This is a genomic window from Vibrio sp. 1F253 (assembly GCF_041439295.1).
In the GTDB taxonomy this organism is placed as follows: domain Bacteria; phylum Pseudomonadota; class Gammaproteobacteria; order Enterobacterales; family Vibrionaceae; genus Vibrio; species Vibrio tasmaniensis_A.
This window is the reverse complement of the sequence record NZ_JBGONU010000017.1, coordinates 39,351-51,580: the sequence shown is the minus strand read 5'-3', so window position 1 is coordinate 51,580 and position 12,230 is coordinate 39,351. Positions and strand designations below refer to the sequence as shown.

At 43.8% G+C, this 12,230-nt stretch carries 8 protein-coding genes and 1 pseudogene; 6 read left to right on the top strand and 3 right to left on the bottom strand.

Annotated features, from left to right (window positions below; translation table 11 throughout):
• From ACED28_RS10760 to ACED28_RS10740, 5 genes are all read left to right on the top strand, one after another.
• The gene (locus ACED28_RS10760; RefSeq protein ID WP_371709827.1) at nucleotides 1-1,740 is read left to right on the top strand and encodes a bifunctional UDP-sugar hydrolase/5'-nucleotidase; all 1,740 of its coding nucleotides are present in this window, start codon (nucleotides 1-3) and stop codon (nucleotides 1,738-1,740) included.
• A gap of 608 nt (nucleotides 1,741-2,348) precedes the next feature.
• A complete protein-coding gene (locus ACED28_RS10755; RefSeq protein ID WP_086713932.1) occupies nucleotides 2,349-3,350 on the top strand; it encodes a TerC/Alx family metal homeostasis membrane protein in 1,002 nt (333 codons plus the stop codon).
• Nucleotides 3,351-3,663: 313 nt separating this feature from the next.
• Complete coding sequence (locus ACED28_RS10750; protein ID WP_009845310.1) at nucleotides 3,664-3,852, top strand: hypothetical protein; 189 nt, start codon at nucleotides 3,664-3,666, stop codon at nucleotides 3,850-3,852.
• Between the two features lie 195 nt (nucleotides 3,853-4,047).
• Nucleotides 4,048-4,788: a DUF1223 domain-containing protein gene (locus tag ACED28_RS10745; protein ID WP_371709826.1), complete on the top strand. Its 741-nt coding sequence runs from the start codon at nucleotides 4,048-4,050 to the stop codon at nucleotides 4,786-4,788.
• Nucleotides 4,789-4,930: 142 nt separating this feature from the next.
• A complete protein-coding gene (locus tag ACED28_RS10740; RefSeq protein WP_371709825.1) occupies nucleotides 4,931-6,217 on the top strand; it encodes a DEAD/DEAH box helicase in 1,287 nt (428 codons plus the stop codon).
• Between the two features lie 77 nt (nucleotides 6,218-6,294).
• Here the strand turns inward: ACED28_RS10740 and ACED28_RS10735 are convergent, their stop codons facing one another.
• The 3 genes and pseudogenes from ACED28_RS10735 to ACED28_RS10725 all read right to left on the bottom strand — a co-directional run bounded on the left by ACED28_RS10735 (nucleotide 6,295) and on the right by ACED28_RS10725 (nucleotide 10,782).
• Nucleotides 6,295-6,852 (bottom strand): PhnA domain-containing protein, encoded by a 558-nt coding sequence (locus ACED28_RS10735; protein WP_009845316.1) that lies wholly within the window; start codon nucleotides 6,850-6,852, stop codon nucleotides 6,295-6,297.
• 219 nt (nucleotides 6,853-7,071) lie between these two features.
• A pseudogene (locus ACED28_RS10730) lies at nucleotides 7,072-9,509 on the bottom strand (VolA/Pla-1 family phospholipase).
• Nucleotides 9,510-9,522: 13 nt separating this feature from the next.
• Nucleotides 9,523-10,782, bottom strand: coding sequence for an outer membrane protein transport protein (locus ACED28_RS10725; RefSeq protein ID WP_012600660.1), 1,260 nt, complete (start codon nucleotides 10,780-10,782; stop codon nucleotides 9,523-9,525).
• Between the two features lie 357 nt (nucleotides 10,783-11,139).
• On the opposite strand from ACED28_RS10725, the gene ACED28_RS10720 reads away from it, so the two are divergent.
• A complete protein-coding gene (locus ACED28_RS10720; protein WP_029222770.1) occupies nucleotides 11,140-12,222 on the top strand; it encodes a site-2 protease family protein in 1,083 nt (360 codons plus the stop codon).
• The last annotated feature ends 8 nt before the right edge of the window (nucleotides 12,223-12,230 follow it).

The window sequence follows — 12,230 nt, the reverse complement described above, 5'->3', positions numbered from 1 at the left end:
ATGACTAAAAAGAATAAGCCGACAAAAATAGTGTTGGCACACATCAACGACACCCACTCATACTTTGAACCAACCTCGTTACAGCTATCACTTAAAATGAACAACCACATCATTGAACCTTATGTGAGTGCTGGTGGTTTTGCTCGAATTTCAACACGCTTCAAACAAATAGAACAAGATGCCCAGCGTCAGAAGGTTGGAACCCTGTTCCTGCATGCTGGTGACTGCTTCCAGGGCACTTTGTACTTTTCTTTATTCAAGGGAAAAGCAAACGCCGATTTGTTGAACGCCCTTAATATAGATGCCATGACGCTCGGCAATCACGAGCTAGACATGGGTAATGAGCCCGTTGCGATTTTCGCTAAAAGAATCAAATTCCCACTGTTGGCCGGTAACTGGAACCTATCGAATGAGGATATCAATAAAACTCATACCTTAGCGGACAACGAAATTGTTAAGCCTTATCTGACTGAAACGCGAAGTGCTTCTTTTATAACGAAAGAGTTTGATTGCGAGAAGGTTGCAATATTCGGCTTAAGCATCGATAAGATGGCAGGCATTGCTAATCCAGATATCGATACACCATTTGAAAATGCTTTAGAAACCGCAAAAGCGACCATTGAGCAGATTCATAAAGCTGGCATCAACAAGATTGTGTTACTTAGTCATCTTGGTTACGAAGCGGATTTAGAGTTAGCAGCCAACGTAACAGGTATTGGTGTCATTGTGGGAGGGCACAGCCACCGCTTGCAGGGCGACTTCTCTGATATCGGCTTAGTCAAAGACGATGACTACGGTGTGAAAGTCGGTGACACCTATGTTGTGCAAGCGGGTTTCCACGCCATGAGCCTAGGACACTGCGAAATCGAGTTCGATGCTGAAGGCAAAGTGACTCACTTCAACGGTAAGAACGAACTGCTGTTAGGCCGTCGATTGTTTATAGATGCAAAGCTAAGTGAAGTCGGGCAAGACGACGCTCATAATATGGCGTGTGAGTTTTTGAACAACCACCCCAATATTGCAGTGTGTAAGAAAGATCCTGAGCTGCAGAGCATTCTGACGGATAAATACCAGCCGCGAGTACGAAAGCTTCAGCAACAAGTTATTGCTCATGCCGATACAAAACTGCGCCACATACGCATCCCGGACGAGAAAGGCCCGAGCCAACTCGCGCCCTTGGTTGCTCAATCATTTCACTACCTAATGAACAAAAAAGGGCATCAGGTTGAATTTGCCATTCACAACGCAGGTGGTGTTAGAAATTCACTGAATAGCGGCGATGTCTCTGTTGCCGATATTGCCGGAAAACTACTACCGTTTGCCGTACCCATTGGTGTGTATGAAGTAAAAGGTGAAACGATTGCAGGCATGCTTGAAGGTGCAATCAACAATGCATTGGATAATGGCGTTGTAGGGACAGGTTCAGGCAGCTTTCCTTATACGCATAACCTGAGGTTTTGTTACCACAAAGAAGCGCCTTTGGGACACAGGATTCATCATCTAGAAATCCACTCTGATGAATTGGGGTGGCATACTGTTTCTCGCAACCGTCTTTACCGTGGCGCGTCGTCAGCCTATACCATGAAAGGAAAAGAGGGCTATAACGCCGTCTTGGATATGATAGGTGATGGCATGGTCACGACCGACTCAATGGCAGACTGTTTCATCGAGTTTCTACAAGACCACCCAGAGTCACTGCAACACAACGAGCCGTTGAATTGTTTGGAGTGTTTTAGATAGGTACAAGTAATGCTTTTGATTGGTGTTATTAGTTTCGTCTATTTATAAATTTGGCATTGTTTATGCTTTATTCCTGCAGGTCGCCTTCTTGTGGAGATAAGCATGGATAAGAAAGATTGGTTAGATGCAGTAGCGGTGGTTGGTTGGGTATCGGTTTGGTCTGCGTTAGTGTATTTGATACCGACGGCAGGATTGTAATTTACGCAAGATTGTAATTTGCGCAGAATTATTACCTGATCGTTTTGCAGCGTCATTACGCAGTGCCATCGTGAATTTGGTTAGCGGATTTATTCTTAGAATCAATTCGAGTGTCTATTTGACAGGGTGGCATCAATAAGAAAGGAGTATTTGCTCCTTTTTTGTATTTCTAGTGCAAATTTTAATAGACGAAACACAAATAGGGGAATATTATCCACGCGTTTGGGGAGTAGTTAGCGCAAGTTTACATGTCGTCATCTCGTTAGGCTAAGAGCCTATCCGGTATGTAAAGGTGAAATCCCATATTTCACTTCAACGAGACCAACGCAATCACAATCAAGATCCGTCGTGGAACTTGATATGTTTTGTTTGCGGAAGGTCTTTGTAAAGTTCTTCCGCCCGGAGGAATAATGAACTCAACTCAATCTCTATTATCTACAAATAGTGAATCCTTTTTTTCATCGCCAATCATGACGACTTATGCGGGTTTTTTCCTGCTAACAGTGATTCTCGTCTCTATTGATATCTATCAGACTCGTGGTGGGAACGTCACAATTAAAAAAGCGGCAATCTGGAGCGTTTTTTGGTTTGTACTTGCATTTTTGTTTGCTGGTTCTATTTACTTATTCTGGGACATTTATGCACCAAATAGTGACTACACAGCGCAAAAAGCAACCGTGTCATTCATTACGGGTTACTTGCTAGAAAAATCACTCAGTGTAGACAACCTATTTGTTTTCGCGATGATCTTTGCTCAATACCAAGTTCCTGAGCATCTAAGACCACGTGCGCTTCTTTGGGGCGTAATTGGTGCATTGGTACTTCGTGCAATTATGATCGCACTAGGCGCACAGCTATTGGCGGAATACCACTGGGTACTTTACGTGTTCGCTGCGTTCTTGATTGGTACAGGTATTAAGCTGGCATTAGACAAGGGCGAAGAGGAGAGTGTGAATACACTGCCTGAAAAGCTGCTTCGTAAAGTGATGCCGGTAACCGAAGATTTCCATGGCCCTGCATTAATGGTTAAACAGGGTGCTAAATGGGCATTCACTCCAATGATGTTGGTGATCGGTGCGATTGCAGTTATGGATGTGATGTTTGCACTGGATTCTATTCCTGCGATCTTTGCGGTGACACAAGAGCCATTCTTAGTACTGGCTGCAAACGTATTTGCATTGCTTGGCCTTCGTTCTTTGTACTTTGTTCTGCAAGGCATGATGGATAAGTTCATCTACTTGAAGCCAGCATTGGCGTTCATCATGGTCTTCATTGGTGTGAAAATGCTACTGGTCGACAGCGAATGGGCTATCCCAACGTATTGGTCGTTAGCGGTGCTGATTTCTACTATGACGATTGCGGTTATAGCGTCGATTTATGCGAAGAAGCCAGACATTGAACAAGTGAATTAGAAACAAATATAACTTATCGAAAAGTTTGTAATCGGTACGTGGCCGATGAAGTTGTAAATTTATTTATGTAAATTTCCTGTGACATTGGCCACTATGATTTGAAGGGTATTTGTACTAAATGCATGATTTTAACGCTATTGTGAATTTATAGTCACCATTTATGAATATGTATTTCCATGCGTTGTTAATGGTTTGTTTTATTAGGAAAACTAATCTGAAAGTCCAAATTTAGTCATTTTTTAACGTGTAAAAAATCACCTATTATTCTTGTCATCAGAACGAACCACTTAAACAAATTTATAGAGAGGCAATCATGGCTCAAGCAATGCAAATGAATACTATCGCTGTTCCTAACTCTATGGATAAGAAGACCTACTCGGTTAACTTCAAAGGATTGATTGCACACATTTTCGATATTCTTTTTGTAGACAACTCTCCACGTAGTTACTACTCAAGCGACCTATCAGGTCACATGCAACGCGATATCGGTATTAACCGTTAATCTCTGCGTTAACATGTAAAAATATAGAATTTTAAGAAAACGCCAGCTTCTGAAGCTGGCGTTTTTGTATCTGCAATAAACTCTATCTCTTCGCAAAATAAGCACCTGAAAGAAACTCATCACCTGAAAGAAATATTTAGGCATAACGGTCTGTATTTGAGCGCCAGTAAATTCGCTTCGTACAAGGATCACGGTATGTCACACGCCAGCCACAACTCACCATTGATTAAACTATGTTTACTTGCCTTACCGATCGGCTTTTACTCTTCTGTGTCGAATGCACAAACCTGGAGTAATGAAGGTCAACCTGCGCAGGTTATCGAACTGTTCACCTCTGAAGGTTGTTCAAGTTGTCCGCCTGCTGATGCCTACCTTAGTACTTTTGAAGACCACCCTAATCTTTGGACACAAGTCATTCCGCTCGCTTATCACGTCGATTACTGGGACTACCTAGGGTGGGGAGATAAGTTCGCGAGCAAGGCATTCAGTCAGAAGCAACACTTGTACAAAGCTTATGGGGTAACAAGTGGTGTTTATACCCCGGGCTTTATCGTCGATGGAAAAGAGTGGCGTGGTTACTTTAATTGGCTAGACAGAACCTTGCCATCGCCCCAACAACAAATTAATCCTAAATTAACAGTGAACCATAAAGGCGATACGTTCAGCGTGCAATACGAAGGCAAAGGTGATTATGTCGCTCATATTGCCTTGTTGGCGATGAACGAAGTCACCAGCGTTAAAGCGGGCGAGAACAGAGGTAAGAAACTTGAGCACGATTTTGTCGTGGTTTACGACGGCTATCGACGTGGTGAGTCTGAATGGCAATTCAACATCGATTTCTCTCCTTTAGTCGCCACACCAGACGCAGTAGCCGTGTGGTTAACCGAACCTAACTCGTATACACCGGAACAAACGGTAGCAGGATGGCTGAATTAAACTTGCGATAACTTGATACTAGATGTGTTGTAGTGGGGGCTCATTGCTAAAACACGAGAGAAAGGGGCGATTTAGTTACGTAATACTGCTGAAATACGTTAATATAGCGCGCTATTATTTTAGCTTTGAGTTCCTGCAATTAATGACTAACACCACAACACCAACCAACTTCTCTGATCTTGGCTTAATCTCTCCTTTGATGGCTCGTCTTACCGAGCTTGAATACCAACAGCCAACGCCTATCCAAGCGCAAGTTATTCCAAGTGTGTTAGCAGGACGCGACCTAATTGCAGGCGCAAATACAGGTTCAGGTAAAACCGCAGCCTTTGCACTTCCACTGTTACAACAAATCCATGAAGATGCACCTCTGGACCGTCGTTCAGGCAAAGGTAACTATGTTTCTGGCCTTATCTTGGTTCCTACACGTGAGCTTGCTAAGCAAGTTGCCGATAGCGTTAAGTCTTACGCAGTACATTTCAACGGTGCAATCAAAACTGTTTGTGTATTCGGTGGTGTATCGGTGAACACTCAGATGCAAGCGTTACGTGGCGGCACAGACATCTTGGTGGCAACGCCGGGTCGTTTGCTTGATCTAATCTCCAGCAACGCTATCAAACTCGATAAAGTAAAAACGTTAGTGCTTGATGAAGCAGACCGTATGTTGAGCCTTGGCTTTACCGAAGAGCTCGACGCGATCTTGAAGCTATTGCCGAGCAAGAAGCAAACCTTGTTGTTCTCTGCGACTTTCCCTGAGCAAGTTAAAACGCTGACTCACGAATTACTGAACGACCCAATTGAAGTCCAACTTCAAAGTGCTAATGCAAGCACACTGGTTCAACGTGTATTTGAAGTCGAAAAAGGCCGTAAGACAGCTTTGTTAGCGCACCTGATTCAACAACACGAATGGCGACAAGCTCTGATCTTTGTGAATGCGAAAAACAGCTGTGAGCATTTGGCTGATAAGCTATACAAGCGCGGTATCATTGCGGAAGTATTCCACGGTGATAAAGGTCAGGGTTCACGTACTCGTATCCTAGAAGATTTTAAATCTGGCGAGATTGACGTTCTGATCGCGACAGACATCGCAGCTCGTGGTCTGGATATTGAAAAGCTTCCTGTAGTTATCAACTTTGATTTACCACGTAGTCCATCAGACTACATGCACCGTATTGGCCGAAGCGGTCGTGCAGGTGAGGTTGGTTTAGCATTATCTTTGATCGACCACGAAGACTACCATCACTTCACAATCATCGAGAAGAAGAACAAAATTCGTCTTGAGCGTGAGCAAATCGAAGGCTTTGAAGTGGATGAAGAAGCAACCGCTGCACTTGTTGCTGCGTTAAAACCCGTTGCTCCACCGACTGGTACAGGCAAGAAGAAAAAGAAGAAAGCACCTAAAAACCAAGACGTTTGGTTGAGAAATAACTAAATTAAGAATGGTTAGATTATAGATACAAGAAAGGCGCTCAATTGAGCGCCTTTCTTAATTCTACGAGTAAAAAGTCATTACTTCTTACGGCAGAACTCAGCGATTACGTACATTGATTGACCGCCATTTGTTTTACCAGAAACAAGCTTAGGATCGTCACCAACGCTGATGCCACGGATAACAGTACCTTGCTTAATCACTTGGTTAGTGCCTTTGATTGGCAGGTCTTTGATTACTGTTACGTCGTCACCTTTTTTAAGCTCAACGCCGTTCACATCAAGAGGCTTATCATCAGCAGACATGCCGATTTGTGCCCAAACTGATGTTTCTTCTTCAAGGTACATCATGTCTAGTGCGTCTTGAGCCCAGCTTTCAGTGTTCAGACGAGTAAGTTGACGCCATGCCGTTACTTGAACTGGTGCCTCTTGACTCCACATGCTGTCGCTTAGGCAGCGCCAGTGGTTGATATCTTTAGGCTCGTCAATCTCACCAAGGCATTTGTCACATACCATGATGCCGTGATCCACTGTTACGTGGCTGTGTGGCGGTACTGCGTACGCAGTAAGAGAAGAATCAGAACCACATAGTTCACATTTAGATTGGCAGCGTTCTAGCATAGTAGCTTCAGAAGACATAATGGACTCACATTTATTAGGTATTAATTACGGGGCTATTATCCACTTTATTTACAATAAAGAAAGAGGTCGTACGGTATTCTGTCTTGATTAATTTTAGCCGAGATCAACCATTTGTGTTTTAACGTTGTATGCAAACGGTTAGCTAGAGAAGGTTGATTGGCCGCAGAAACAAAAATGCCAGCGGTTAGGCTGGCATTTGTTTAGTAGCAACGTTTTTTATTCTAAGAAGGAACCTGTTATTGATGCTGAAGTTAGCGCGTTGTCAATTAGGAAATCTACAGCTTGTGCCTGCATACTGACATGATGACCTGCATCCAAAGGTGTCGGTGTCGTCTTATCTTGCGGAACTACAAACGTACTGTGCGCAGCAACATCACTGAACTTAACAAAGTCCTTCGCACCATCAGGGCTTGTGTTACTCGAATCAACCACCTTGAGGCCTAACTTAGTTGCTAACGGTGTCGTTCCCGCGAACGGAGCGTTTGCGACAGAGTTTGGTACTGTATCGTCACCTTGCACTTGAGCCATATAAATAGGCAAAAGAGGTGAACCAGAAGCAACTAGGTAAGAAGCATTGGTAAACGGATCCACAGTATCCAACACAGTTTGTGCAGCATAAGCGAACTGCTGAAAAGCGGCCGTCATGGTAGCTTTTTGCGCAGCGGTCGCGTTTGCTTCAAACGTTGTGTAGCACTGTTTGCTAGTAAGACTTCCACAGTTAGCGGTTGCGAAGCCTGCGTACTCAGTTGAAGCGCTCAATGCAACGCTGTGCTTAACTTGAGGGCCAAACTCTGTAGAACCAAGCAGAAGGTTAGATATTTGTCCCCCTGAGTTTTCAATTGCTGCTGCACTAAATGAGTACAGTGAATCAGCAGCGACACTACCAAGAGTGCGGTTGGATGCTGCAACTGCAGTCGTTCCAACAATACCGCCTAGCGAATGACCTAAGAATTTAACTTGTGAGCCAGTAGCTAAGTTAAACCCCTTTAATGGGGAAGTTGCTAGTAGACCCGCCTTCAATGAAACGGCTAACGATGCTCGTAAGCCCATAACATCAAGCGCACTTTGACGCACGTTATCGCGAGCGACGGGTAAGTTCGCCAAGTTCAGATAAGCTAACACGTCAGCGTTTGCCGAACGAGTATCATCTAAACTGCGTGTACCGTGGAGCGGTAAGTCAATCGCCAATACTGCTACACCTGCTTTTGCAAGGTTGTAAGCGAAAGCATAAGCGTTTTCTTTCGCTGAGGTGATACCGTGTTGGTAGATCACAACATTAGTAGGATCAGAACCATTTGGCGTAAACAGTAAGAGTTCGACGTCTTCTAATGATTTAACTTGAGGAACAGGTGAGTATTTGGTGATGACTCGCTCGCTATCAAGTGCTGAACCATCTTTAAGAGTCAGGTTTAAACCAATGAGTTTAAGCTGCTCTGTTTGACTCGTCGCTAATATACTTGCATCAATACCAGCAGCAATAAGTTGAGCGGCCATGTTCGCCTTTTCTGCACTATTACTTAGAGCATTTGAAACCTTAGCTAGGCTAGGCATAGCGGATTCAAACGGCTGAGTATTCCATTTGCTGCTGCTTGTTTCTAAGTAGTGAGGTAACTTAACCGACCCTTGACTTACATTGACATCTGCACTTGATGCATCGTACATCGCCCAATAGCAAATTTGGCTTTAGCAATCTTAGTCGAGTCGCCGCCACCAATGTATTTATCAAAATCAGTGTCATTTGCTAATGCTGTTTTGAATGTTACTGCAGGAAGAAACGACATAGTGTAAGCGGCTTTTAGGTCAACCGAATTAGGGTTTGCACTGCCTTTCCATACACCATTTAGGTTCGCAGAAGCCAACCCAGTCGCTGTTGCTGCTTTTGTTGCGAAAAGCGAGGCGCCAACCGATTCGGTGGTAAACCACGTCGAATAAATGATGTCTTTGGTATCAAGGCTAACCTTGCCGGCGGCATTCGCCCCTGCAAAGATTTGTTCTACACCCTGAGTTACTTTCTGAGCTTGAGCTAAGCTGCCGTCAGTATACGTTACTGAACTTGATTTCAGAGCCGCGTAGCTTGACGACATACCTACCGGGTCGCCATTAACATCGGCCAGTTCATTCGACAGTGCCAACACATATTCGCTTGAAGCATCGAGTGAATCTTTAAATACAATAGTAAAGGCATCCGTTGCTGCGCTAGATAACACATTAAAGTGCGTACCTAGAGTCAACACGCCTGTAACCGTTGGTGGTGTTGTGGATGTGAGTGACCTGCTAAGTTTTAGAATGTAAACGCCGCCAGTCGCGACACCGTCGGCAAGACCGGTACCTTCGAAATTCATAATGATTGGCATCGAAGTAGACCAGCCATCCATGGTGTTCATTGCCGCAATTGGATTCGTTAACGAATCTTTGCCACCCGTTGGTAGCCCGAGAGTGCCATCCGTCGTGTCCATCAAAGCAAAGCTTGGCAGTGGAACCGCTTTGTTAGCACCACTTAGATGAAACTTAATACTCGTCGTGCGAGCCAGTGAATCTTGAATGTACTGCTCATATTTAACGGCGGTTGAGGCACCTGAGCTCGAAGAGTCATCACCACAACCGGCAAGAAACATCGCCGAAGCAAGCAGCGAAACACTAAATAACTTTTTCATGTTTTAATTCCGTTTAGTTAAAGGTGTAGTTCAGTTGAATTGCTGACAGGTAAGCGACTGCATCGCCTGAAAATTCAAGCTTTTGACCCAGTTCGTTAGTTTCCGTGAAATCACCATCTTTACTTTGTACAAGTGCAAAGCCAGCATCAATAGAAAGATCTGGGCTGTACTGGTAAGTCAAGCCAGTGCTGTACCAGTAACGATCGCTATCTGGGATACTTAACGTTGCTTGACCAGCTTGCTCGTCATAGGCAAGACCCGCCCTTAGTGTCCACTCTTGATTCAACTGATAAGTTGCACCCAACGAGTAGCGGTTGTTATCTTCGTAGTGTTCTGTCTTTTTAAAACACACACCATCTTTACAATCTGGACTGGTCGCTTTAAGTTCTTTAAAACTGCTCCAACCCGTTTGTTGCCAACCGTAGTGGATAGCCCACTGATCGGTCAGTTGGTGGAAAGCCGATATTTCAATAATTGAAGGTAAGGTAATTTTTAAGCGGCCAGTCGTTGCAGTTGCGCTACCTTGTACGATTCCACCGGTGTAATCTTTGAAATCACCATCGTCAAAATCAAGGTCAACTTCCGAACGATAAGCGATAGAAAATCGATTGTTTTCATTCAATTCATATAAGCCACCCACATTCCAACCAAATGCGAATGTTTCGCCAGTCATACTGATTAACTTCGTCGACGAAGGATCTCCAGTAACATTTGAAATAGCACCTTGGTGTCGGTTGAGTTCAGCTTCTGCGTAAACAAGGTTTACGCCAGCGCCGATGCTGAATTGGTCGTCGATTCTATACGCTACGTTTGGGTTTAAATTGACAGACATTAGTGATGTATCACCAGCTAGATCACCTGCGTAGATATCATCTGGGTAATCGGTAGCAACACCGTAGTTGGAAAACATACCAATGCCCCAAGCCCATTGCTCATTGATTGGGCTAATGTAGTAAGCACCAGGTACAATCTGAAGGGGAGCGACGTCTTTAGATGTCTGACTTTGCCCGCCAGAACCTGGAACATTGTTTTGAGTAATGTCTACTTCTGGATCAACGACAGAAACCGCGCCTGAAAATTGGGCTGTATCAAATAGGGTCATTGCAGCGGGGTTTCTCGCAAGTACACTCGCGTTATCGGCAACTGCACCTTCACCTGAGAATGCGCGTCCAAGGCCTGAGGCTGAGTGCTCAGCAACTTGGAAACCAGCCGCAAGTGAATTACATGCAAATAGTACAGAAAGCGAAACGAGAGAGCGTTGTATTGTTTTCATCCTTGACCCTCCTAGGGCATCAAATCTCATTCTTATTGTTGAAAACACACTGAGCATTCTTATTAGTGATGCTCCAATGTAAATGACATGTTAAATTCATGTTTCATGTAAAGTCAAAGAATGAGTTATCATTTTGTGAAGTTATAATTTTAAGGGGCGGGACTTTAACATTTATAATATGCATACAATCAATGGTTTATTCGTGGTTGGAGGTGTGACCAGAATGTTTATGCGCATTGTCGGAATAAATAGTGTTCAATTGCTTAAATATGTAACAACTTCGTTTGTGTTTACCGTTAATCGCTAAATCGGCATAATACGGTTTCATTTACGATGGCATTAAATTGGAATTTAAGTTTGGAATTACTCGCGATAGAGTTTCTTGGAAAACCGCTTCGTTTAGAAGGTTCAATGGCTGGTTGGCAACAGCTGTTCTGGGATAATACACTTGTGTCTCAACTGGATGCGACCTCTGAGCAAGATAATGCTCGAACTCACTCATTCATGTTGCAATCTGGCGAAGATACGTTGCAGTGTCACGTCAAAGCGTCAGTTCAATGGCAGCCATTTGAGATGTACTACAAAGCCTCCGTCAATGGTCAAACGATTGCCGAAGGTAACCGCGACACTAAAGACATCGAGCAACAAACTCCCGTTGTAGCACCTAAACCTGAGAAGCGTTTTAGCTTAATTGGATTAGTGTCGCTTGGTATGAAAGCATTAAAAAGTGCCAAGCTAATCAAAGTCGTACTTGCCTCAGCGAGCTTGGCTGCGTATTCATGGCTGTTTTCAATTCAATTTGCTTTAGCTCTAATCGCTTGCCTTATGTTCCATGAATACGGCCATATTAGAGCGATGAAATACTTTGGTATGAAGACCAAAGGCATCTATTTGATACCATTCCTTGGTGGTTTAGCGTTATCCGATGAGAAGATCAATACGCGCTGGCAAGATGTAGTTATCTCAATCATGGGGCCATTGTTCGGATTGATATTGTCTTTGGTGTTTATGGTGTTGTACTGGATCACTGGCGAGATGTTCTTTGCTGGGCTTGCGGTATTCAACGCGCTATTGAACTTGTTTAATCTATTGCCAATTCTGCCTCTCGATGGCGGACATGTACTGAAAAGTATCAGTTTCTCAATGAACAGCGTGCTTGGTATTGTATTGTGTATCGCAGCCGCTGTTGCTGGTGTGGTACTGAGTTATCAGTTGAATCTGACCTTGTTTGGTTTCTTATTGATTATGGGTAGTGTGGAAATACTGTTCGAATGGAAAGGGCGTCACCACAGTCACTTGTTGCCATTAGACAAATACGGTCAAGTCGTGTCGTTTGTTTGGTATGTGGGTTTAGTGAGTAGTTTGATTGGTGTTATCTGGTATTTTGCATCTACTGGTGATCAGCTATTAAGCCTACCATTGCAAATTCTTGGTACTTAACAAGAATC

Excerpts from the sequence above, each read along its gene's own strand:
- ACED28_RS10750 (WP_009845310.1), top strand. The coding sequence starts at position 3,664 with ATGGCTCAAGCAATGCAAATGAATACTATCGCTGTTCCTAACTCTATG.
- ACED28_RS10745 (WP_371709826.1), top strand. The coding sequence starts at position 4,048 with ATGTCACACGCCAGCCACAACTCACCATTGATTAAACTATGTTTACTT.
- ACED28_RS10755 (WP_086713932.1), top strand. The coding sequence starts at position 2,349 with ATGAACTCAACTCAATCTCTATTATCTACAAATAGTGAATCCTTTTTT.
- ACED28_RS10735 (WP_009845316.1), bottom strand. The coding sequence starts at position 6,852 with ATGTCTTCTGAAGCTACTATGCTAGAACGCTGCCAATCTAAATGTGAA.
- ACED28_RS10760 (WP_371709827.1), top strand. The coding sequence starts at position 1 with ATGACTAAAAAGAATAAGCCGACAAAAATAGTGTTGGCACACATCAAC.
- ACED28_RS10740 (WP_371709825.1), top strand. The coding sequence starts at position 4,931 with ATGACTAACACCACAACACCAACCAACTTCTCTGATCTTGGCTTAATC.
- ACED28_RS10725 (WP_012600660.1), bottom strand. The coding sequence starts at position 10,782 with ATGAAAACAATACAACGCTCTCTCGTTTCGCTTTCTGTACTATTTGCA.